Origin of the sequence: Paenibacillus sp. MMO-177 (assembly GCF_037147795.1) — a bacterium.
GTDB lineage: Bacteria > Bacillota > Bacilli > Paenibacillales > Paenibacillaceae > Pristimantibacillus.
Genome location: NZ_JBBCUR010000005.1, coordinates 100868 through 123808, shown reverse-complemented (window position 1 = coordinate 123808; position 22941 = coordinate 100868). Strand labels below are relative to the sequence as shown.

The 22941-nt window shown below is 52.8% G+C and carries 17 protein-coding genes and 1 pseudogene; 16 read left to right on the top strand and 2 right to left on the bottom strand.

Annotated elements, in window-relative coordinates; all coding sequences use genetic code 11:
• Positions 1 to 6 precede the first annotated feature (6 nt).
• Genes WFK81_RS18750 through WFK81_RS18725 form a run of 6 tightly spaced genes read left to right on the top strand, consistent with a single transcriptional unit; the run spans position 7 to position 6249 of the window.
• Positions 7 to 885 (top strand): DUF3473 domain-containing protein, encoded by an 879-nt coding sequence (locus tag WFK81_RS18750; RefSeq protein WP_336787921.1) that lies wholly within the window; start codon positions 7 to 9, stop codon positions 883 to 885.
• Positions 882 to 2318 carry a murein biosynthesis integral membrane protein MurJ gene (gene murJ, locus WFK81_RS18745; protein WP_336787920.1) on the top strand — a complete coding sequence of 479 codons (1437 nt, stop codon included), beginning with the start codon at positions 882 to 884 and terminating at the stop codon, positions 2316 to 2318. Before WFK81_RS18750 ends, murJ begins: the two co-directional genes overlap by 4 nt.
• A gap of 1 nt (position 2319) precedes the next feature.
• Positions 2320 to 3048 carry a glycosyltransferase family 2 protein gene (locus WFK81_RS18740; RefSeq protein WP_336787919.1) on the top strand — a complete coding sequence of 243 codons (729 nt, stop codon included), beginning with the start codon at positions 2320 to 2322 and terminating at the stop codon, positions 3046 to 3048.
• 4 nt (positions 3049 to 3052) lie between these two features.
• A complete protein-coding gene (locus WFK81_RS18735; protein WP_336787918.1) occupies positions 3053 to 3439 on the top strand; it encodes a DUF2304 domain-containing protein in 387 nt (128 codons plus the stop codon).
• A 26-nt stretch (positions 3440 to 3465) separates the two neighbouring features.
• A complete protein-coding gene (locus WFK81_RS18730) occupies positions 3466 to 5298 on the top strand; it encodes an HD-GYP domain-containing protein (RefSeq protein WP_336787917.1) in 1833 nt (610 codons plus the stop codon).
• A 6-nt stretch (positions 5299 to 5304) separates the two neighbouring features.
• On the top strand, positions 5305 to 6249 hold the full coding sequence (locus WFK81_RS18725; RefSeq protein ID WP_336787916.1) for an NAD-dependent epimerase/dehydratase family protein: 945 nt from the start codon (positions 5305 to 5307) through the stop codon (positions 6247 to 6249).
• Between the two features lie 118 nt (positions 6250 to 6367).
• Here the strand turns inward: WFK81_RS18725 and WFK81_RS18720 are convergent, their stop codons facing one another.
• The gene (locus WFK81_RS18720) at positions 6368 to 7144 is read right to left on the bottom strand and encodes an endo alpha-1,4 polygalactosaminidase (RefSeq protein WP_336787915.1); all 777 of its coding nucleotides are present in this window, start codon (positions 7142 to 7144) and stop codon (positions 6368 to 6370) included.
• A 52-nt stretch (positions 7145 to 7196) separates the two neighbouring features.
• Positions 7197 to 9383: a catalase/peroxidase HPI gene (gene katG, locus WFK81_RS18715; RefSeq protein WP_336787914.1), complete on the bottom strand. Its 2187-nt coding sequence runs from the start codon at positions 9381 to 9383 to the stop codon at positions 7197 to 7199.
• 362 nt (positions 9384 to 9745) lie between these two features.
• On the opposite strand from katG, the gene WFK81_RS18710 reads away from it, so the two are divergent.
• The 10 genes and pseudogenes from WFK81_RS18710 (at position 9746) to WFK81_RS18665 (ending at position 22882) form a co-directional block, all read left to right on the top strand.
• Positions 9746 to 12037, top strand: a complete 2292-nt coding sequence (locus WFK81_RS18710; protein ID WP_336787913.1) for a helix-turn-helix domain-containing protein — start codon at positions 9746 to 9748, stop codon at positions 12035 to 12037.
• 362 nt (positions 12038 to 12399) lie between these two features.
• Positions 12400 to 14019 (top strand): extracellular solute-binding protein, encoded by a 1620-nt coding sequence (locus WFK81_RS18705; protein WP_336787912.1) that lies wholly within the window; start codon positions 12400 to 12402, stop codon positions 14017 to 14019.
• A gap of 84 nt (positions 14020 to 14103) precedes the next feature.
• Entirely contained in the window at positions 14104 to 15006 is a 903-nt protein-coding gene (locus WFK81_RS18700; RefSeq protein ID WP_336787911.1) for an ABC transporter permease, read from the top strand.
• Positions 15007 to 15042: 36 nt separating this feature from the next.
• Positions 15043 to 15918, top strand: coding sequence for a carbohydrate ABC transporter permease (locus tag WFK81_RS18695; protein WP_336787910.1), 876 nt, complete (start codon positions 15043 to 15045; stop codon positions 15916 to 15918).
• A 45-nt stretch (positions 15919 to 15963) separates the two neighbouring features.
• The gene (locus tag WFK81_RS18690) at positions 15964 to 16914 is read left to right on the top strand and encodes a sugar phosphate isomerase/epimerase family protein (RefSeq protein ID WP_336787909.1); all 951 of its coding nucleotides are present in this window, start codon (positions 15964 to 15966) and stop codon (positions 16912 to 16914) included.
• The gene (locus tag WFK81_RS18685) at positions 16895 to 17362 is read left to right on the top strand and encodes a hypothetical protein (protein WP_336787908.1); all 468 of its coding nucleotides are present in this window, start codon (positions 16895 to 16897) and stop codon (positions 17360 to 17362) included. Before WFK81_RS18690 ends, WFK81_RS18685 begins: the two co-directional genes overlap by 20 nt.
• Entirely contained in the window at positions 17359 to 19125 is a 1767-nt protein-coding gene (locus WFK81_RS18680) for a hypothetical protein (protein ID WP_336787907.1), read from the top strand. Before WFK81_RS18685 ends, WFK81_RS18680 begins: the two co-directional genes overlap by 4 nt.
• The gene (locus WFK81_RS18675) at positions 19122 to 21362 is read left to right on the top strand and encodes a glycoside hydrolase family 88/105 protein (RefSeq protein ID WP_336787906.1); all 2241 of its coding nucleotides are present in this window, start codon (positions 19122 to 19124) and stop codon (positions 21360 to 21362) included. The genes WFK81_RS18680 and WFK81_RS18675 overlap by 4 nt, the downstream gene beginning before the upstream one ends.
• A gap of 35 nt (positions 21363 to 21397) precedes the next feature.
• Positions 21398 to 21612: pseudogene (locus tag WFK81_RS18670) on the top strand (MgtC/SapB family protein); the annotation flags it as partial.
• Between the two features lie 238 nt (positions 21613 to 21850).
• Positions 21851 to 22882, top strand: a complete 1032-nt coding sequence (locus WFK81_RS18665; RefSeq protein WP_336787905.1) for a LacI family DNA-binding transcriptional regulator — start codon at positions 21851 to 21853, stop codon at positions 22880 to 22882.
• Positions 22883 to 22941: the final 59 nt, after the last annotated feature.

Below are 22941 nucleotides of genomic sequence, written 5' to 3'. Positions count from 1 at the left end.
TAAGCAATGAGAAACGCGTTAACGGTCGACGTCGAAGATTGGTATATGACCAACGGATTGAACATTCCGCCATCCGAATGGCATCGTTACGATGACCGCGTCGTTGGCAGCACGACCGGGCTTCTCGATCTGTTTGACCGTTATAAGGTGAAAGGGACGTTCTTTATTCTGGGCAGCGTCGCGCAGCGGCACCCCGGATTGATTGAGGATATTGCGCGTCGCGGGCACGAGATCGCTTCTCACGGCTATTGGCATCAGCTCGTTACCTCGCAATCGCTGGAAGCGTTCCGCGAGGATGTGCGAGACTCTAAAGAAATACTGGAGAGGATTACGGGCAGAACGGTTACCTTGTACCGGGCGCCGTCATGGTCCATGGAACCGGAGCGTTACGAGGCACTGAACATTTTGGCCGAGCAAGGCTTCGTCTGCGATTCGAGCATGCAGCCGTTCCGCACGCCGCTCTCCGGCATAGCTGGCGCGCCGCATCAACCGTTTACGCCGCTCCTGAACGACATGGAGACAGGGGTCATCGAATTTCCGCCTTCCGTGACGGAGGTAGCCGGCATGACGGTGCCGTTCTCGGGCGGGTTTTATTTGCGGGCAATTCCGTATGCCTTTGTCAAGTGGGCGCTCAGCCGCGTGAACAAAACAAGACCGGGTATGATCTATATTCATCCCTGGGAAATCGATCCCGGCCAGCCTCGCGTACAGACTTCGGCGTTTATCAAGCTTATCCAGTATTACGGCTTAAACGGAACCGTGAGCAAGCTTGAGCAATTGCTGAACGACTTCTCCTTCCAGCCGCTCGGCGAGGTTATCCGCAGCCATACAAATTATCCGAAGCATCGGCTTTATACGCCCGGATATAAGCAGGCCGCAAGATGAACCGGGTGAAGCTGGTCCAGCAGTTGAAACGCCCTTCAGCGGGACTTTATCTCGTCGGCAGCGTCACCGCCGTCAATTTGCTGCTCGCGGCGGTTTCATTCCTGAAGGATTTATCTTTCGCAGCCTATTTCGGCACTTCGCGCTCGGCCGATCTGGTAAACACAGCGTTCCTGCTGCCTGAATCGATCGGCTACAATCTCGTAGCCGCTGTCATATCGGTAGCCGCTGTGCCAACGCTCTCGCGGCTTTGGTCCGGTAAACAGACCGATGCTTATGTAAGGACGACGCTCAGGATGGCACTGCATGCTTCCGTGTTTATGCTGCTGCTGGCCTTTATGCTGTTGATGCTGCGGGAACCAGTTCTGGCGCTTAGCGGCTATCATGACAGTCATGAAGTGCTGCCGGAGCTGAAGAAGCTGTACACATTGCTGCTGGCATCCCTCCCGTTATTCCCGCTGTTCGCAATCGGCGGTGCGGCTCTACAGGCGTCCGGCTCCTTTTACGCAGCTGCCGCCGGGCCGCTGCTGCTGAACGGACTCATGCTTGTCGCTTCGGCGTGGAGCGGCTGGACGTCGGCAATTGAAGAGACAGGCGCTGTCTGGTTCGCCTGGTCGATCGTGGGCGGTGCCGCATTGATGACTGTCATGGTATGGACGGTTTGGTGGCGGAAGCTGAGGAGGATGGGCATTTCGCTTCATCAAGGAAGCCTGCGCGGATCCAAAGGGAATGAAGCCTTTGGCCATGAACTTGGCCGAATGTATAAGGATTTCTTCCCATTTCTGCTTCTCACGCTCTGCCTGCAGGCCGTTTACGCCGTGGAACGGATGCTGGCCTCCAATCTGGGACCAGGCATACTCGCCGGCTTGACTTATGCATACCGCGTCTCACAATTCCCAAACTGGGTATTCGTCGCTGCGGTTACGTCCGTGCTCCTGCCATCGCTCTCGCGCAAGAGTTACGCGCAATCGGGTTTCGACGGTAATGAAGCAAGGCGGGAGCTGCTTCGTGCACTCAAGGGGACAATTGCGGTCATGCTTCCGGCGGCCGTCTTGCTTTATACGTTCCGGGGGATGATCATCGAGTTGTTATTCGGACGCGGCGCCTTCGACGCCCAGTCGGTATCGATCACGTCGGAATTGCTGGCCGGCTATTCGCTTAGCGTTGTGGGACAAGCGATATCAGCCGTAAGTTTACGTTATTTTATCGCGGAAGGAAGGATGCTTATTCCAGCGATAATCTACGGTGCAACCTCATTGATTACCTTGCTATTCGACTGGTTGGCGGTGCCTCATCTTGGTCCGTCTGCGATCGGCTATGGTTCGATGATCGGCTGGTGGGCGAATGCGATACTGATGTCGGTGTGGGTGCAGCGAAGCTTTCGCTACCGCGAAGCAAAGCTCTTAGTTCAAGTACGAAAAGGTCGGAGTGGATAATATGTCAAACAATCGGTTTTTAATCGTCATTCCAGCTTATAACGAGGAAGAGAATATCGGAACGGTTCTTCAGCATTTGCTGGATGCTGCCCTTCCTGCAGATATTTTGGTTATTAACGACGGCTCCAAGGATCAGACCGAGGCAGTGGCCAAAGCGTACGCGGTTAAAGTGATGTCGCATCCATGTAATCTTGGTTATGGAGCTGCTCTGCAGACGGGATACAAATACGCGACCAAGAATGGATATCCGTATATTATTCAATTCGATTCCGATGGTCAGCACGATCCGGCTGATCTGCCGGCAATTATGCGCGAACTGCAGGAGGGCAAAGCGGATATCGTAATGGGCTCGCGTTTTTTGGATGAAAGCAGCAGCTTTGCAACAGGAATTGTCAAAGGTGCCGGCATCCGTTTCTTTCGTCTCTTGATCCACAGGCTGACAGGTAAACGTATTTCCGATCCGACTTCGGGACTTCGCGGAGTATCCAGCAGCGTGTTTCAATACTATTCGATTCGCGATCGGTTCCCCGCCGACTTCCCGGATGCGGACATTCTCATCCAGCAAATTCTGATGAAATTCGAAATCAAGGAAGTGCCGGCCCGCATGAAGCAGCGTGAAGCGGGCATGTCTATGCACGCCGGTCTAAGACCCGTCTTCTATATGATGCAAATCCTGCTGAGTATTCTTATCGTGATGCTCCGTCATAAAATGACGAAAAAGGTGGCCTGATTCTATGCATAATCATGACATCCTGCGATGGTTCATCCTGTTGTGCGGTATTGCGTTCGCGGCGGTTGTCATCCGTTTGCTGCTCAGACAACGGATCAACACAAGAAATTCGGTCTCTTGGCTGCTTGGCACAACGGCGATTCTGATCATATCCGCCAACCCGGATTGGATTGATAGGTTGGCCGACTTGCTCGGTATCGCATATCCGCCGACTCTGCTGTTTTTACTCTCTACCTTGGTCCTGCTCGTTGTCGTATTATATCAATCCATTCAAATATCGATCCTGAACGAAAAAATGCGTCAGCTCGCCCAGCACGTCGCTCTTACCGATCAGGAACGCAGCGCTGAAACACGGACAGAAAGCAATCATGCCGCGCAGCATGAGGCTTAATAGGAAAGCGCGAAGGAGGTCATGTGATGCTGGAGGATGCTTACAGCTTGATTAGGCAGCTGCCGCCATACGCGTATATCGTTTTGCTAGCACTTTTATTAACAGCGTTGACCGCACTTTTCATTACATATAGACATTATCGTGTCAAGCTGGCCCGGGCTGTTTTTGCCGAGCGAATCGTTAAGCTTGTTCAACCTGAAGCCGGCCTAGAGAACAATTTGAATTTGTTCCTTGAGACGATTGGGCAGATAGTGGACGCAGATGGATATGCCTTTTATATCCGCGATCCGAGAAGCAGCACTTTTGTGCTGAAGGCGGTGCGTCATCGCGTAGCTGAGCTAGGGCAGGTCGCTCCTTCCTATAGCGGGCTTGCGCCATACAAGAAGGAAGTATACTTGCTGCCAATGAGTATCCAGGCTGTCGCCGAGGTTGGAATTGTCCACGAAGGGGAAGTACCTCTGTTCAATCTGCCGGTCGGCGACCGTGGACTTGTGCGAATCGGTCCAATCGAGCGGACAAGCAGCAGCCAGACGGCGCTGCTGCGCCAGATCGGTGAACTGCTGCCAAGTCTGCTCGATATATTGGCTGAATCGGACAGGCTAAATATGAAAGCTGATGTCGTCGAGTCGTCAAGCGCCGCACTTCAGGCGGTCAGCTCCATGGCCAAGGACCCTGAGGCAGTCGTACAGAAGGCGTTTAGCATGTCCGCCATCGCGCTGGGGATGTCCGGAGGGTGCGTACTCGTCTCGGACCACGGTACGGTGACGATGCCGGTCTTTTTCGGATGGTCCAGGCAGACCGCGCATCGGCTTGCTGATACGCAGAATCTGTCGCTGCTTATTCAGCTGATCAGCCCGCATGAGCTGGTGATGTGGGATCAGAACAATGAGCTGTTCGAACGAATGCGGGATATTCTCGGAACGTCTGCAGACAGTCTGTACGTCGCAGGCCAGCTGCCGATGCCAGGCAAGCGAGCCTGGTTCATATGCGGCTTCCCGCGCATCTCGGAGCTGACGGCTGAGCAGATGAAGAGAACCGTATCCATGATGACCCAGCATCTGTCGCAACTGATGGGAATTCAAGAACAAATGAAGACGTTCAGCCATACGTATTCCGAATTTCTTAAGCTGCTTGCCCGTACGATTGACGAATTGAATCCGTATACGGTCGGGTATTCAGAAATGATGAGCCGTTATTCGGTAGCCATTGCCAAGGAGATGGGGCTTCCCGCCCAGCAAATTCGCGCTATCGGTACTGCCGCTTATTTAAGCAACATTGGCGTCCTTGGTTTGCCGGAATCATTGTACTTGAAAGAAGGTAAATTCACCGAAGTGGAGTTTGAGAAGATGAAGCTTCACACCGAGGTTGGGGCCTCTATCGTTGAGATGACGATTGGCAATAAGGAAATCGCCGAAAGCATTCGTTATCATCATGAACGGATGGATGGGAATGGCTACCCGTCTGGTCTCAAGGGAGAAGAAATTCCGATTGGCGCTAGAATCATTTCGGTCGTACAGACGTTTTTGGCGAAGATTAACGGACGTAAATACCGGGATCCTCTGCCGTTCGATAAAGCTATGAAGCTGGTCGAATCATTGGCCGGCTCGCAGCTAGACAGTGAAGTTGTACGGGTGTTTATCCGGTGGTTCGAGGAGAAGCGGCGCGGACCGCAGCTTGGCGGCCGTGCTCTTGGCGCCTGTTGGGATATGTCCTGCAGCCCGTCAAACGTGTGTCGCGTCTGCCCGGCGTATAATCGAGAAGATGTGAATTGTTGGGACGTGCAGGGGAATAATTGCCACGAGCACGGGAAGTCATGCAGTACCTGCTTTGTTTATACAGAAACATTATCGAGGAGTTGAATGTTCATGATCAAAGTATTGGTTACTGGAGGGGCTGGATTTATCGGATCCCATATTGTGGACAGACTTGTTAAAGAGGGTCATCAGGTGCTCGTCGTCGATAATCTGAGCACGGGACACCGCATCAATCTGAACCCGTCGGCGGAATTCGTGAAGCTAGATATTCAAGACGATGCGCTGGCCGATACGTTCAACCGTTTCGGACCCGAGGTCGTTATCCATCATGCGGCCCAAGTCGCGGTGACACACTCGATCCGTCATCCGCTGTACGATGCCCGCGTAAACATTATGGGCACATTAAACGTACTGGAGGCTTGCCACAAATCGGGTGTACGCAAGCTGATCTACGCTTCATCCGCCGCGGTATACGGCCTGCCGGAGAGCGATATGCTCAAGGAGACACACGCTATTAAGCCGCTGTCGTTCTACGGAATCTCGAAACATACGCCCGAGCATTACATCGAGACATATGCCAGACTGATCGGCCTCGACTTTACGATTTTGCGGTATGCGAACGTGTACGGCGGACGTCAAGATGCCAAGGGCGAGGGCGGCGTTGTTTCCATCTTCGCTTCTAAGCTGCTTAATAACGAAAGATGCGCCATCTTCGGAGACGGCGAACAGACGCGTGATTTTATTTACGTTAAAGATATCGTCAGCGCGAATATATCGGCGCTGACGAGAGGCAGCGGAAAAATCATGAACATTAGCGGAGGCAGCGCAACAAGCATTAATCAGCTGCTGCGAACGATGTGCGACATCACAGGCAAGCGGTTTGCGCCTGTATATATGGCGCCGCGGACAGGAGATATCAAGGACAGCGTGTTAGATAACCGCCTGGCGGTTAAAGAGCTTGGCTGGAGTCCTGAATACACGCTGCATGACGGGCTTCTGGAAACGCTTGACTTTGAGAAACAGAGCAGAACAAAGGTGGAAAAAGGTGTCAGCTAGCAAAATGAATACAGCATAAACAGCCCAGTACCGATGCGGTACTGGGTTGTTGTTTATGCTGAATATGGAAAAAGGCAATGCGAGCTCAGCCAAACGATTTATAGGGAAGATGGTGGAATCACCTTCCTTGGTTATACCCCCCGCTTTCCGGGCTTGTCCAATGGATAAAGCCAAGCTTCTCGGCTGTTTTCCGATGGATCTCCGAACTGTCCGCCGAGACAGACAATATCGTTAGTCCATCCTTGCGAAGTTGTTCAACCAGCTGCAGCCGTGCTTTTGTCCATTCCGTATCGGCCTCGTCACCGCGCCATCCTTCCCAGAGCAAGCCGTCGAGCACGGATGCACAGCGTTTGAGCTGGTCAAAGCCGCGATTCTGAATCCATTTCAGATGGGGGTAACGTCCGGCAGCGACAGAGAGAAGAGTCATATAAGCTCGCCCCATCTCTTCCCGCTTAGACAACGGGACATATTCCTCGATATCGCCGACTGTATCGAGGAATATACCGTCTAGCGGAAGCGTTTCAGCCATCGCACCGATCTCCTGCAGCAGCAGCGACCGGTAGCCGGGCGAACGCAGGTCCATCAAAAACGAGTCCCACATAGGAAAGTGTACCGGACGGCCATCAACGGTCAGCTTGTCTTCTTCTTTGATGCATGAGATACGCCTTTCGTTCCAAGAGGGCGTCTCCATAACCGACAAATAGCCGTAGATAGCCGTACCCGAGGCACGCAGCCGCGCAAGCTTATCGTACTGCCATTGACTTGGCTCGAGAACGACAAGATCCGTCTGAGCCAGCCAATCGATAATGGTCTCGCTGGGTAGCCCGTAAAAAATAGCGAACGACCGGACGGAGCCAAGCCGCCCGGGTTTTTTATTTCTTCCGAAACCAAACATAAGTGATGAGTTCTCCTTGCTGCAATCATTGGAAGCCGTAAAATATATGCATTTAGTTTACCAAAAGATCGTAACGATCCGCGTTCATCACTTTTACCCAAGCGGCAACAAAGTCGCGTACAAACTTCTCTTGGTTGTCGTCTTGCGCATATACTTCCGCAATCGCGCGAAGGATGGAGTTCGAGCCGAATACGAGATCCACCCGCGTTGCCGTGCGGTCAACCCGGCCTGTCGTCCGGTTGCGGCCGTAATATACGCCGCCATCCCGAGGTTCCCAGGCAATGTTCATGTCGAGCAGCTTCACGAAGAAGTCGTTAGTAAGAGTGCCGACGCGATCGGTGAATACGCCATGCTGGGTGCCGCCGTGGTTGGCGCCAAGAACGCGAAGACCGCCAACAAGAACGGTCATCTCCGGAGCAGTCAGGTTCAGCAGCTGGGCTTTGTCTACCAGAAGTTCTTCGGCAGATACGCTGTAAGTCTTCTTCAGATAGTTGCGGAAGCCGTCCGCAACCGGCTCGAGCACCGCGAAGCTCTCTTCATCGGTTTGCTCCTGGTTAGCATCGCCGCGTCCGGGGGAGAATGGAACCGTAACGTTAAAGCCTGCTTCCTGCGCGGCTTTTTCGACTGCGGCGCTGCCGCCCAGCACGATCAGGTCGGCGATGCTGACCTTTTTGTCCAAGTCCTCCTGAATGCCTTCAAGGATCGTAAGGACCTTGGTAAGCTGCTGCGGCTGATTGACTTCCCAATCGTTCTGCGGAGCAAGACGGATACGGGCTCCGTTGGCACCGCCGCGCATATCCGAAATACGGAAGGTGCTGGCCGACGCCCATGCCGTAGTGACCAGCTCGCTGATGGTAAGGCCGGAGTCCAGAATTTTTGTTTTCAGCTCGGCAATCTCTTCATCGGACAAGGTATAATCAACCGCTGGAACTACATCCTGCCAGATCAGCTCTTCAGCTGGAACTTCAGGTCCCAGATATCTGGCGCGAGGTCCCATGTCGCGGTGAGTCAGCTTGAACCAGGCGCGGGCGAAAGCATCCGCGAACTCTTCCGGATTCTGGTGGTAGCGGCGGGAGATTTTTTCGTATTCTGGATCAACGCGCAAAGCCATGTCGGCCGTAGTCATCATCGTTCGAACGCGGACGGATGCGTCTTCCGCGTCTGGCGCAAGGTGGTTCTCGTCAGAATTAATCGCTACCCAGATATGCGCGCCGGCAGGGCTCTTTGACAGCTCCCATTCATAACCGAACAGCATATCGAAAAATCCGTTATCCCACTGAGTCGGATTTGGCGTCCATGCGCCCTCAACGCCGCTAGTGATTGCGTCGCGGCCTTTGCCGGAGCCATGCGAGCTCAGCCAGCCAAGACCTTGCGCTTCGAGAGGAGCTGCCTCAGGGTCAGGGCCAACAAGAGAAGCGTCGCCTGCGCCGTGCGCCTTGCCAAAGGTATGTCCGCCGGCAACAAGCGCGACGGTTTCTTCGTCGTTCATGCCCATGCGGCCGAACGTTTCGCGAATGTCGCGGGCGCTTCCGGCAGGATCCGGTTTACCGTTGGGGCCTTCCGGATTGACGTAAATGAGACCCATTTGCACGGCGGCAAGCGGATTTTCCAGATCCCGTTCGCCGGTGTAACGATTGTCGCCCAGCCATTCCTTTTCATTACCCCAGTAGATATCTTCTTCCGGATGCCAGACGTCCGCGCGTCCGCCGCCAAATCCAAACGTCTTGCCGCCCATGGATTCAATCGCGACATTGCCTGTCAGAATCATCAGGTCGGCCCATGAAATTTTGTTGCCGTACTTTTGCTTGATTGGCCAGAGCAGACGGCGGGCTTTATCCAGGTTGCCGTTATCCGGCCAGCTGTTAAGAGGTGCAAATCGCTGCGTGCCGCTGCCGGCACCGCCGCGGCCGTCGCCTGTCCGATATGTACCCGCGGAGTGCCAAGCCATGCGGATAAAGAAAGGGCCGTAATGTCCGTAGTCGGCCGGCCACCATTCCTGACTGTCTGTCATTAAATTGCGAAGATCCTGTTTAAGAGCCTGGTAGTCCAGCTTCTTGAATTCTTCCGCATAATCAAAATCTTCACCCATAGGATTCGATTTTCTGTCATGCTGGTGCAGAATGCTGAGGTTCAGCTGATTGGGCCACCAATCTCTATTTGAAGTACCACTAGATTTGAAGCTTGTAGCGCTTCCATGCATCACCGGGCATTTACCTGCGTTAGGAACTGTAGCGTCCATCCGATCAACTCCTATTAGTTTTATTAAAGTAGCAAATGATAGAAAAAATTTGCACTTATCCTCTTTATAAAACGTTATCAAACCGAAATCAATCCAAGAAGCAAAAATTCATCCAATCTTCACGCAAATCTGAAAATTTAATGGGATTAACGGGATTAGAGGGACAAATAGAGGATATGAGCGCCGCATGAAAAATAGAATCTCGAAATGAAATCTTGAAATTACTTAAACTTTTGCTGTCGAAGCGGTTTCGAATCGTGGTGAGCCATGCTACAATGTAGGCAAGTAAACCGCTTTACTCATTTAGGCTAATGATTGTGATAACGCTTACATGCAGAGTTGGGCGCGGCAGGGGGAAAAACATGCTCAAGCTGAACAATTGGTATATACGACTGCTCGTTTCCTATTTTCCGATCCTGGTGCTGACTGTATCCATGATCATTTTCTTGTCGTTTATCGCGGTTAATGAAATATCCCGGTCCGAGACGGCCAAGGCGGACAGAATTACGACAGGATATGTCGTAGACAGCGTGGAACGGGCAATCCATGAAGTGGAATTTAATGTGCTGGGGGAAGTCGAGTCGAACAAGAGCTATGCGGCTTATTTGAACGGCTCGTCGGAATCTACAACGATCAAATATAATGTGGTTCATAGCTTGCGGTCGCTGATTGAGGATAACGACCTGGTCGAATCGATCTATTTGTACAGGAAGTCGGATGATGTTGTGCTGACGTCCAGCGGCGAGACCGATTTGTCCGAGTTTGGCGACCGGGATTTCCTGAGCAAGGCAGAGAAGTCCCGCGATTACAAGGGCTGGTCGGCAAGCCGCGAATTTAAGGAATACGACGGCTTGAAGCCGGTAAGGGTCATTACGATGTACAAGGAGACTCCGCTTCCTTTCGGAAAGGACGGCATTCTTGTCATAAACATCAATCTTTACAATGTCGAACAGATGATTGGAAGCATGACCAACCATCAGGTATCGTTCATGCGGATTACCGATGCGGCCAAGCAGTCCGTATATCCGGGGAATGACGGCTCGGCTTCCGGCGGAAACGTATTGACTACGATTACTTCGGAGCAGCTAGGCTGGACCTTCGAGAGCGGTATCCAGGCCGGGCATTTGCTGAGCTGGGTATCGGTTGTATCGTATGTATGGGTCATTATCGCTGTACTGACCTTTGGCGTTGCCATTGTCTATATTATTTGGGTTACCCGGCGAAACTATAAACCGATCAGGCTAATGATGAACCGGATTCAAGCGCTGCACCTGCGCGGGAGCGACGGCACGGCGGTTAAGCTGGATGACCTGACGATGATTGACCGCGCGCTCGAGAATCTTATCGTCCAATCGCGGGATCATGAAAAGGAACAGCGCGAAAGCGTTGTGCTTCAGCGCAGGCAGCTGTTTAACGAGCTTATTAGCGGACAGCGCAGCGATCAGATGCTGGAACGGCTTCGCAAGCTGAATCTTTTGCCGGAAAAGGGACGATTCGCGGTTATGGTCGTCAGGCTGAACAAATACGAGGAGTTCCAGGCGGATAACACGCTGCATGAGCAAAATGTATTAAAGTTCGCGCTTGGCAATGTGATGCAGGAGCTGGCGAATAACGAAGGCCTTCAGGGCTGGGGAGAATGGTCGGCATCCGACCGGATTACTTTCGTATTCGCATCCGGCGAAGAAGCCGCCGAGCCAGAGGTGCTGAATCAGCTTCGCAAGACGGCCGCCGTAGCAAGGGAATGGGTAGAGGGGCATTTGCGCTTTAACCTCTCCTTGGGCATAGGTTCCATCATGAAAGACTGGAACGGGATTGGCCGCTCCTATCGCGATGCGCTGAACGGCATGGAATATCAATTCGCTATTGGCCGTAATGCGATAACTTTCAGCGGGGATATCCCGCAGGATCAGCCGCGCGGCATGTTTAATTACACGCAGCAATGCACCAATTGCGTACAGGAGTTCCGTCTGACCCATGAAAGCTGGCGGGATACGTTCGATCAGCTGTTCAAGCATTTCGAGACCGATGCGATGAAGGATGAAGATATTTTATCGTTAATCCAGCTTTTCCTGCAGATGCTCAGCCGCGAGCTGAAGGAGCTGTCGGATACGCTGAACGAATGCCTGGACGAGACCCGGATTTCGGAGGTGTTGGCAAGTCTAAGAGGGGCGGCAACGCTTAGCGAGATGAAGGATCAACTATGCGATTATTTGGTACAAGTCTATGATACGTATGTTGCGATGAGCCAGACCAAAGGCTATAAGACGATGATCACCGAGATTAGAGCTTATATTCAAGAGAACTTTGCGGATCCGGATTTATCCCTTAAGCATTTAAGCGACAAGTTCGAAATATCCGGCAAATACGCCAGCCATTTGTTCAAGCTGGAATATGATATGAAATTTGTCGATTTTCTCGTACGGCTCCGGATGCAGCAGGCGGAGCGACTGCTCTACGAAACGGACGAAACGGTACAAAATATTGCCCTTAAGGTTGGTTACGCTAACTCTATAACGTTCGGACGGGTGTTCAAACGGTTGACCGGCGTAACGCCGGGCGAATTCCGCAAGCTGAAGATGCGCCCTTCCACAACTCTTAACAGCGCACAGGGCAGTCGTGATGAGACCATCGCGAATGATGAGGCGAACGATTAAATGATGAAGACAGCGGCGTTCCGGATAAAGAGATCTATTCGGAGGGCCGTTGTCTTCTTTTTATATTTTTCATAGCGGAACGGCAAAGTTTATCGCGGGAAACGGCTTTATTACGGGCTTTTTGCTATACGGTTTATATCGGGAAAATGATTTATTCTAAGCGTCAAAAGCCTTGTAGGGCAAGGCATTGGCGGAATAGTTTGCATCGCCGAAACTGGTTTATTGTCACTCTTCCGCAGTCCGTGCCATACTGAGGGCACTTCCCAAGCACGGGCCGGCAGCGATGCATGTAAGCGTGTTCAATACATTATTCCGGGTGCAGGAAGCAAATCGAAAAGGGATGAAAGAGGGGTTGGATTCGAATGAAACAAAGCAGAAAAGGAAGAAAGACAGCCGGCACTCTATTAACGGCTACGCTCGTAGGCACGATGCTGCTCAGCGCATGCAGCAATAGCGGCGGCAGCGAGAAAGCCAATGAATCAACCGGAGGCGACAAAGCTTCCAGCGGCAAAGCCTCGACATTAAAGGTTGAAGTATTCGACCGGGGCAATTCTCCTGCAGGCTCTACCATTACGAACAACTACTTGACGAAGCTTGTACAGGACAAATTCGGTACTCCAAACAACATCAATGTACAATTCGTACCGATTCCGCGCTCGGAAGAGGTTCAGAAGCTGAACGTGCTCATGGCTAGCGGCAGCGATGTTCCGGATATCGTGTTTACGTATGATTCGGGAACGTTCTATCGTTATGCTCAGCAAGGCGGTCTGACGGATCTGGGCGAGCTGCTTGATCAATACGGTCCTAACTTGAAGAAATTCCTTGGCGAGGAAACCCTTGCTTACGGACAATATCAAGGCAAGCAATTTGCTCTTCCGGCGAAACGTTCGCATCTTGGCAAATATTCGTCGTTTATCCGTCAGGATTGGCTCGATAAGCTGAATCTCCCGGTTCCTACAACAACAGATGAGCTTTACAATACCTTGAAAGCGTTTAAGGAAAAAGATCCGGGTCAAACCGGCGGCAAAGTGATTCCGCTTGGCATGGCGCTTGCACCGGCCCAATTCGAACCATTGATTTGGTCGTTCATCAAGCCGGTGACGGAGGAGCAGAGATACACCTTAACGCAGCAGCTTGGTTCCAATGATTATCCGGTGCTGCTGCCAGGCTTCAAGGATGCGCTGCAATTCATGAACAAGCTCTACAACGAAGGGCTTATGAGCGCCGATTTCAGTCTTGACGAGGATAAGAAGAAGCTTGGCGAAGATGCCGCAAAAGGTTTAATCGGTTTCTACAGCGAGGATGACATGAATCCTTTCTATGCGGACGGCACGTACGCAATGCTTCAGAAAAATATTCCCGATGCAAAGCTGTCGGCAATTGATGTTTATACCAACTCGGAAGGCAAGCATCCGAAACCGGAATATGCGCCAATCGGCATGTATTTAATGATTCCTAAGAGCAGCAAGAATGCGGTGGAAGCAGTAAAGTACCTTGACTGGATGGCATCAGGGAATAACCTGTTTGACATGCAAAACGGTGTTGAAGGCGAGAATTACACTCTTCAGAACGGTGTTCCGATTGTAAAGACCGATGCATCGGACGATGTGAAGAACCGCATCTACAACTGGGGCGATATGGCGATTATCTCAAACGGCAAGCAGCTTGGCGATGCGGACAAGAACGTAGAGGCTTACGTATACGGTATGCCTGAGGCTTACCAGGATGAAACGCGCAAAGCGCTGACCATTTCCAGATCCGACACAATCAAGCCTGTTCTGTTCGATCATCCGATTGAAGCGCAGGCGAAATACGGCACGGCTCTCCGTGATAAGCTCAATGAAATCATCGTTAAGACAACAATGGCTAAACCGGACCAATTCGAGAGCACTTATGATTCCGTGATGAAGGATTACATGGCAAACGGCGGTCAAGCAATCTTGGATGAACGCACAAAAGCTTACGCGGAAATGAAAAAATAAATAAAAAGCTCCGAGCAGCCTGGGGACAGCTATCATTTGCCCTCGTCCCCGGGCATGATCGTAAGTGGACAGGAGTGGATAGCTTTGAAGGGAACCACGTATCTTCGCAGGTATTGGCAGCTATATGCGCTGCTGGTGTTACCGGTAAGTTACTTTCTTATATTTAAATACGGTCCGATGTACGGCATTCTGATCGCGTTTAAAGATTTCAACTTTTTCCAAGGCATTAACGGCAGTGAATGGATCGGCTTTGACGGATTTAGAGAAGTGTTTGCCATGCCTGATTTTTACAAGACGCTTCGCAATACCTTGATGCTTAATTTTCTGGATTTGATCGTATCATTCCCGGCCCCGCTGTTTTTGGCCATTATGCTTTACGAGTTGAAGACTGTTTGGTTTAAAAAGCTGTCGCAGACCATCCTGTATATTCCGCATTTTATTTCCTGGGTCATAATCGGCGGGATCGTCTACCAGGTATTTGGCACGCAGTCGGGCATGATCAACAACATCATTACGTCGCTTGGCTTTGATGCCATTCCGTTTCTGACCGATAAGAAGGATTGGCTGATTACTTACTTGGCAGTTGGCGTCTGGCAAAGCGCCGGATGGGGTACGATTATTTATTTGGCGGCTCTTACGGGAATCAATAGGGAGCTGTTCGAAGCTGCGGATGTGGATGGCGCAGGCCGTCTCAGAAAAATTTGGAGCATTACGCTTCCATCGCTGAAGCCAACGATTGTTACTCTCCTCATTATCAATATGGGGAATATGATTGCCATTGGCTTTGAGCGTCCTTTCATTATCGGCAATACGGCGGTCCGTGATTACGCGGATGTGCTTAGTACGTTCGTCTACCGTATCGGCATTGAATCCGGACAATATACCATTGCTACCGTGGTCGGCTTATTCCAGGCTGTTGTGGGATTAGTCTTCGTGCTTGGCGCGAACTATACTTCCAAGAAACTCGCGGATCAAAGCATTCTGTAATAGATACCATCGAAAATGAGAAAGGAGCGGTAAGACATGAGAGAACGACACGCCAGCCGGTCATTTGACGCGATTAATACCATCGCCATTCTATTTTTCGTGCTGCTATGTCTGGCTCCGTTTATTCATATAATTTCCATTTCCCTCAGCTCGGCGCGCGCTATTATGTCCGGAGAGGTCAGCGTTATTCCGGTGGAAATCAATTGGGGGGCTTACAAGCAGGTCCTGACGGACATGTCCATGATCCGTTCGTTAGGCTTCACGGTTATGCTTACCGTGCTGTTCACCGTTTTATGTATGCTAATGTCCATTGCGGCGGCTTACCCGTTGGCCAAAACCAAGCTGAAAGGCCGCAAGGTTGTGATGTTTATTATCATCATTACGATGTTTTTCAGCGGCGGCATTATTCCGGAATATATGCTCGTTCGAAACCTGCATCTGCTGGATTCGATTTGGGCGCTTGTGCTGCCGGGACTTATCAGTCCGTTTTATCTGATTATTCTGATTACGTTTATTCAAAATATTCCCGATTCGCTTGAAGAGTCGGCGGAGATCGACGGCAGCTCTTATTTCCGTACGTTAGTGAGCATTATCGTGCCGCTGTCGATGCCGGTTATCGCTACGCTAAGCCTGTTCTATGCGGTTGGCCGTTGGAACGGGTTCACCGATACGCTGATGTATATTACAAGCCCGGAGATGTATCCGCTCCAATTAAAGCTGTATCAGCTCGTTCAAAATAACATGGTCACCGATTTAATCGCGGCGGAAGGCGCCAGCGGACGTCAATTGCTGCAGCCGGAAAGCCTGAAAGCGGCAAGCGTTATTTTCGCAACCGTACCCATCCTGATTGTGTATCCGTGGCTGCAGCGTTATTTCGTTAACGGCGTTATGCTTGGCGCGGTTAAGGGTTAACCAAAGAGGCGGCAATCGCCGCTGTGTATCTGGAGGATTAAAGAAATGGGCAAGGACAAAGGACAATATTCGTTCTCGACCTGCTGGAATATTAAAAGGCATCAAACGGGCAGCGGCATGATCGAGGAAATCCGGGAGCTTGGCTTCCGTTATGTCGAGCTGAACTACAATGTGACGAGCGAGCTGCTGTCAACGATTGAACCGATGATTGAACGGGGAGAAATCGGGGTGTCGAGCGTGCATAATACGTTCCCGCATGTGGCGGATCCCGATTACGGAACCGATTCGGTCCTGCTTGGCTTTGACGACGAAGAGAAGCGCCAGCGGTCGATTGAGCTGCTGATCCGCTCTGCGAAATACGCGAACCGTTATGGCGCGAAGGCGGTTGTGGTCCATCCGGGAGAGGTTCCGTTCGATTACAACATCGATCAGGAGCTCAAAAAGATCTATAACGAGGAAGGCCCCGAATCCGCAGCTTATGGCAAGCTGTGGAGCGAAATGATCGAACGCAGGGAATCGGCAGCCGGCCATTACCTTAACCGGATTGGAGACAGTCTCGAGGAGGTATGCGACCGGCTCGAGGCAAAAGGCTTAAACGTATCCATCGGCATCGAAACGCGCTCGCGCTGCTATCAAATGCCGACGTTAAGGGAAGCGAAGGCGGTCTTCGACCGGTTGAAGGGAGCACGGGTCGGGCTGTGGTACGATTTTGGTCATGGCATGATGATGGAACGGATGGGGCTGTACGATAACGCCCGCGACATGGAAGCGATTAAGGATCATGTCGTTGGCATTCATATTCACGAGACGGTTGGCCTGTCGGATCATTGGTGCCCTTACGTGCACAGCGGCGACATGAATTATTTTGACCGCTTTCTCCCGATTATCGCTGCCGCTCCCGTCAAGGTGTACGAGCTGAAAGCGGCATGCATGCCGGAAGAAATCGAGCTTAGCCATGACCGGCTGCTCGGGAAGCTTGCGGCATTCGGAGGCTAGCAAATGGATATCCGCCAATTGGCAGCATACGCTCCGCGGTTATATTTCGATCAACAGGAACCCTTTTACCCGGCACGGGTTGGGGTTTCTGTTCTTCATCGGGGAGGGTAAGCATGCTTTCTCGCCGCTGCCCGTATTATTCGAACTGCTGCCAAGCGCAAGAACGGCGACGGAGCAAGGGGCTGGCTCAGACGGCTTGACGCTGCCGGAATGGTATAAGGCCAAGGGACAATACGATCACAAGACAAATGAAATGGTCCGGGCTTATCAGCAGAGATATCACCGCTTTACGCCGTCCTTCGAATTTGTCCCTTACGAGCTTGCGGAGCAGGAAAATCTGTTTGTTTCATGGAAATCGCTGTACGAGGAAATACCGGATAGGATCGAAGCGGAATTGGCAACGATCAGACATACACTTGCCGGCTTGAAGAAGCCTTCGGAAGGATGATTACGATGTACGAGAAGCTTGTAGCCGTTAACGATGATTGGGTTACGCGAGGCTTGGAGAGTCAAATAAACGACAGTCAGAGCCGCTTTTATGGCGGTGTAGCGGATCCGGACAGCGGGATTCCGTTTCCTACCCATACCGGCACATTAGCCGTAATGGCTATTTGGGGCTGCGCGCTCGTTAATTCGGATTCACGATATTATCATGACGAGAAGCTGCTCGCCAGCTTGGATCTTGCGGCGGCTTTTATTGTCCGCCAGCAGCATGCAGACGGCACAATCTCCCCGGGCTGGACGAATATGCATTCGCCGCCGGACACGGCGTTTGCCGTTGTTGGGCTTGCCCAGCTGTATGAGCTGTTGGACCATCACGAATGGAAGGCTTTGGAACCCGTATGCCAAAAGATTAGGCGTTTCCTGGAGCAATCGGTTCCGGCGATGCTTACCGGCGGCTGCCATACCCCTAATCACCGCTGGGTGCTTACGGCTGCCCTTGGCTTCCTGTACGCTTTGACCGGCAATGAGGCTTTGATTGCCCGCGCCGAAGCATGGCTCGCGGAAGGGATCGATTGTACGGAGGACGGCGAATGGACCGAGCGCAGCAACGGGATTTATAACGGCGTCAGCGACGTGATGCTGTACCATACCGCCGAGCTGCTTGGCCATCCCGAGCTGCTGGAGCCGGTTCGCCGCAATTTGCGGATGATGGCTTACCTGATTCATCCGGACGGGGAAGTTGTAACGGATTATTCCGGCCGGCAGGACTTTGGCCATAAATACGACATGTCCGGTTATTTGTTCGTATCCTGCCTGATGGCCGAATACGACAAGGATCCGTTGTTCGCCGCGCTTGCCAAGCTGGGCGCAGAGTCCTCTACCCATCCGGGCGCGATTCCCAACAACGCTTTGCTGGGCTTCTTGCTGAATCCGGAGCTGCGCAGCTCTTCGGTTGAGGCAGGCCGTTTGCCGGAGTCCTACAAGGTTGTCATTAACGGGCAATTCGACAGGAAGCATTATTTAGGCCGGATGGAGACGGCCGGACATGGCGGGAAGATCTATCACAGCCGGCTACATCCGGAATTTGGCGCGCCTGTTGCCCGGCAGCGGGAGGGACAAACCAGCGTGACGGTAATGGCGGAGACCAATTCCTTCTTTGCTCTGCGCCACGGAAAGGCTCAGCTGCTTGGGGTGCAAGTAAGCAGCTCGTTTGAGCCGGGCTATATCAAGATGAACGAGCTGGAGCAGCTCGAGAACGGCTATATGCTGTCCGGATCGGAGTCAAAGGGCTATTATGGCCCGATTGCCGCCGGCAAACTGCCTGAATCGGCGTCAGAACAGGTAAGCCCATGGTATCTGCTGCCGCATCAGCTGCGCGAGGTCACTCATCTGCAGCAGCATCAGGTGCGGGTAGAGCTGACCGAAACCGGGGACGGCTGGAGACTTCGCGTAAGCTGCGACAAGCCGGATGTGCTGTTGACCCAAATTTCCTTTATCTTCGGGAAAGACGGAGAGTTTAGCGGAGGAGATCGGGCGCCTGCCGAGACAGGAACCGAATTTTGGAAAGAAGGCACCGTGACCTTTACGGCGGGCGACGACTGGATTGAGCTGGACGGCGGCGCCCACGAGCATCGGATGAAGTCGATTCGGGGAGCGGCCTATCCGGCCGACTGCCAGACGCTTGTGGTGAATGTGCTGACGCCATATGACCGGACCTTTGATATCCGGTTGTCGCCTTCAAATGGGAGTGGGAGGAACGGAAAATGACCGTATATATAGAGCCTCGGGATAGTGCAAGATCCGCGTTTGGCGATGATGAACACCGCATTTTGGAGCTGCTGGCGAGCCGTTATGTCGGCGCAAATCCCCCAATTCCGTTTGCGTATCGCTCATTCTCAAAACTGGGTATTTTGCAAAATGAAGAAGGTCTGTACGACATGGAGCTTGGCTCGAGATGGCCGCAGGCGGTCACCGGCGATTACGCTTACGTGTACGGGCTTGTATGGAGCGACAATGAACGCTCGATTGATTGCAATCTGGAGCCGATTGGCCCCATTCGCCTATACATGAACGATCAGCTGCTGTTCCGTACTTCCGCCGTGGAGGAGATGAAGCCGGATGCCCGCGTCGTTGTTCCGATGCTGCTGGCGCAAGGCTGGAACCGGATTCTGATCGAAGCAAGACGGACTCCGGCCGGCTTTGGCTGCCGGTTTGGAGCTGACGAAGCGAAGGTGCGCATTCTGAACGTGCTTGCTCCATTCGCCGGACGGGACGGAAGCGCGGGATGGGTATTCTCCGAGCCGGTGAAGAAGTCTTTGTACGGGGAAAAAGGTTTCCCGGGCGAACGTTTACCGGAAGAGGACACCGGCATCCGCTGGTTTCCCCGTACGAAATGGCAGGAGGATGAAGCTTCGCAGCCGAACCTGGAACGCCTCTTCGGTACTCCGGAGACAACAGTGGCCGGTTACGGCTGGACCAAGCTTCCATATCTGACGGGTACAGAATCGCTAGTGCTCGAAGGACGGGTGTTTGGACCGGCTTCGGTATGGCTGGACGGCAAGCAGGTGCTGAGTCTGGCGGGAGCGGGTGTTTTCCGCGAAAGTCTGAAGGTGGAAGCCGGCAGCGGTCATCTGCTGATCCGCACGGAAAGCGGGGCTCATGGCTGGGGCTTTGAGCTGAAAGCTTCGACAGGCGGCAAGCCGCTGGGTCTTCAGCAGCCCGTACACATTCATGGCTATGACGGAGAGTGGATTTATGCCGGGCCAATCGCGGCAAATGAGGAGCTGGATGTTTCGGCGGTTGGCCGGCTGTCGGCTCTTCTGCCTGCCGTTTCTTTAGACGGGCAAGCCGCGGGCACAACGTATTGGGAGCTGGATATGCCTAAAACCCGGCTTCGTCCTTATTATGAAAATGCGATGCTGAGCAATAAGTGGACGGTAGGCACGGCTACCAATTACGGGCGGTGGGACTATCCGCTTGGCGTTACGATGTACGGTTTGCTGCGCACGGCGCGGGAATTGAACCGGGAGGACTGGTCCCGTTATGCCTTGTCGCATATCCGCACCTGTACGGATATGTACGATTATTCCTTATGGGACCGGCAGGAGTACGGATTCCCGAGCGTCAATCATCAGCTGGTGCTGATGAAGATGCTGGATAATTGCGGCTCGTTTGGATCGGCGATGCTGGAAGCCTACCTTCAGGAAGGAGACGACGCGTTCCGCCGCATTGCCGATTCCATCGTCGACTTTATGCTGAAGCGGCTGGAGCGGAGAGAAGACGGAGCATTCTTCCGGCTGAGCGAAGGGGAATATTTCGACAACACCATGTGGGCGGATGATCTGTACATGAGCGCGCCGTTCCTGACCCGTTACGCGGTTATTACCGGAGACCGGGAAGTGCTGAACGAGGCTGCCCGGCAGTTTTTGCTGTTCCGCCGTTACCTTTTTATAGAAGAAGAACGGATCATGTCGCATGTCTATGATTTCAAATACGGCCAGGCAACGAGAGTGCCTTGGGGACGGGGGAACGGATGGGTGCTGTTCTCGCTTTCCGAGCTGCTTGAGCGTCTGCCGGAGAACCATTCGGACCGCGAGGCACTGCTTGATTTCTTCCGTACGATGTGCTCCGGAGTTGCCGGCCTGCAGAGCGGCTCGGGCCTCTGGAGACAAGTGCTGAACGAACCGGAAGCTTATGAGGAAGCCTCTTGTACCGCGATGTTCGCTTATGCCTTCTCGCGTGGGATCCGTTTCGGCTGGCTGAACAATAGCGAAGACCGCGATTACGCTGCCGCGGCAAGAAAAGCATGGAAAGGTCTGACCGAGAATGCCATCGACCGTTCGGGCAGCGTGCACGGCGTATGCAGCGGCTCGCGTTACTCCTTCTCGCCGGATTACTATATGTACGACCTGCGGACCGTTGTTAACGACAATCACGGCATTGGCATTATGATGCTTGCCGGCGTTGAAGTCAGCAAGCTTAACCGTTCAGGGAGAGCTGTCTAACGAGTTCGTGCGGCTTAACAAGGAGGGGATTACCGCTGTTTGCGATTAAGCTTGGGGCGACATTAGCCCTTGGTCTGCTCATTGGGGTAGACCGTCAGCTTCGGCATAAGCCCTTGGCATTAAGACAAGCATGGTCATCTCGGTTGCCAGCTGCCTCATTACGAAGGTGTCCATCGAAGCGGCATCCGCGCTTGCCCGCCCGGGAATGACCAGTATGGATCCGATGCGCCTCGCAGCGCAAATCGTAAGCTACAACGATTAAAGACATTGGGGACGGCCGGATGCAAATCCGGCTTGTCTTATCATCCGGAGAGCTGTACCCAACGACCTCGATCTATGAAGAAATGCGCTGGTTAACTGTCGGTCTAAGTAGAAAGCTTGAGCCCCTAAAAGCAATTTCCAAATATTCCAGATAAACGTTGAAAGCGCTCTCCTTTGCGCGCATAATGGAAATAAATATGTTTCGTGCGATTGGAGAATCGTCAATGATGAAAGCGACCATATATGATGTAGCTAAAGAAGCCGGCGTATCCATTGCTACCGTATCCCTTGTCATTAACGGCAAGGGGAAGATCAGCGAGGAGCGCCGGGAAGAGATCAGGCAAATCATGCTGCGCATGGGCTATAAGCCAAGCATGATCGCATCTGCGCTCACCGGAAAAAAAACGTACGCATTAGGCTTGCTTGTACCGGACATCTCTAACCCTTTCTTCGCTGAAATCGCAAGGGCGGTCGAGGATGAAGGGCAGCGGCATGGCTACAGCGTCTTTATATGCAGCACGGACAACAAGGACGAGAAGGTTGAGCATTATGCCGCTTTGCTGCAGCAGAAAAACGTCGATGGCGTTATTATCAGCACCGGCTTGAAGGAGCAGTCCGTATTAAACCCGCTGCTTCTGGGAGGAGTTCCGGTTGCCCTGCTGGCGAGGGAGTTTCCTAATGTTGAGGTTCCGACGGTTGTTGTGGACGATTATGCGGGAGGTGCTGCCGCTGCCGGGCATCTGATCTCGCTTGGGCATACCCGGCTTGCCGTTCTCGCCGAACAAGGCTCGATCAGCAGCAGCAGGGAGCGGGTACGGGGGTTCAGGCAGACCGCCGAAGCGGCGGGACTTATGCTGGATCCGTTATTTGTCGTCAGCTGCGGCCATAAGGATGGCAAGGACAGGGCATGGGAGCTGCTTCAGATGAAGGACCGCCCGACGGCGATTTTTTGCTGCAATGATCTCCTGGCTATTGGAGCACTCCGCGCGGCTAAGGAGCTGGGACTGCGGATTCCGCAGGATTGCTCGATTATCGGATTTGACGATACGGTGCTTGCCTCCGTCACCGATCCGCCGCTGACGACCGTTGCCCAGCCGATTGAACAGATGGGGCAGAGTGCGGTACAGCTGCTTGTCCGCCATATCAGTCAGCCGGGAGAAGAGACGGAACGGATCGTGCTTTCTCCTTCTCTTTCCATCCGGCAGTCTGCGGCAGTGCCGGACAATGCTTCTATTTATCGCGAAAAGAACTCAGGCTGATTGTTCGGCTTGTCTCAGCGGTCCGTAGTCCGGAAACCTTTCGGACTGCGGGCTTTTTG

Bases quoted from the DNA above. Each gene is read 5' to 3' on its own strand.
- WFK81_RS18725 (WP_336787916.1), top strand. From the start codon at position 5,305: ATGATCAAAGTATTGGTTACTGGAGGGGCTGGATTTATCGGATCCCAT.
- WFK81_RS18740 (WP_336787919.1), top strand. From the start codon at position 2,320: ATGTCAAACAATCGGTTTTTAATCGTCATTCCAGCTTATAACGAGGAA.
- murJ (WP_336787920.1), top strand. From the start codon at position 882: ATGAACCGGGTGAAGCTGGTCCAGCAGTTGAAACGCCCTTCAGCGGGA.
- WFK81_RS18750 (WP_336787921.1), top strand. From the start codon at position 7: ATGAGAAACGCGTTAACGGTCGACGTCGAAGATTGGTATATGACCAAC.
- WFK81_RS18705 (WP_336787912.1), top strand. From the start codon at position 12,400: ATGAAACAAAGCAGAAAAGGAAGAAAGACAGCCGGCACTCTATTAACG.
- WFK81_RS18680 (WP_336787907.1), top strand. From the start codon at position 17,359: ATGATTACGATGTACGAGAAGCTTGTAGCCGTTAACGATGATTGGGTT.
- WFK81_RS18690 (WP_336787909.1), top strand. From the start codon at position 15,964: ATGGGCAAGGACAAAGGACAATATTCGTTCTCGACCTGCTGGAATATT.
- WFK81_RS18735 (WP_336787918.1), top strand. From the start codon at position 3,053: ATGCATAATCATGACATCCTGCGATGGTTCATCCTGTTGTGCGGTATT.
- WFK81_RS18695 (WP_336787910.1), top strand. From the start codon at position 15,043: ATGAGAGAACGACACGCCAGCCGGTCATTTGACGCGATTAATACCATC.
- katG (WP_336787914.1), bottom strand. From the start codon at position 9,383: ATGGACGCTACAGTTCCTAACGCAGGTAAATGCCCGGTGATGCATGGA.
- WFK81_RS18720 (WP_336787915.1), bottom strand. From the start codon at position 7,144: ATGTTTGGTTTCGGAAGAAATAAAAAACCCGGGCGGCTTGGCTCCGTC.
- WFK81_RS18675 (WP_336787906.1), top strand. From the start codon at position 19,122: ATGACCGTATATATAGAGCCTCGGGATAGTGCAAGATCCGCGTTTGGC.
- WFK81_RS18665 (WP_336787905.1), top strand. From the start codon at position 21,851: ATGAAAGCGACCATATATGATGTAGCTAAAGAAGCCGGCGTATCCATT.
- WFK81_RS18730 (WP_336787917.1), top strand. From the start codon at position 3,466: ATGCTGGAGGATGCTTACAGCTTGATTAGGCAGCTGCCGCCATACGCG.
- WFK81_RS18710 (WP_336787913.1), top strand. From the start codon at position 9,746: ATGCTCAAGCTGAACAATTGGTATATACGACTGCTCGTTTCCTATTTT.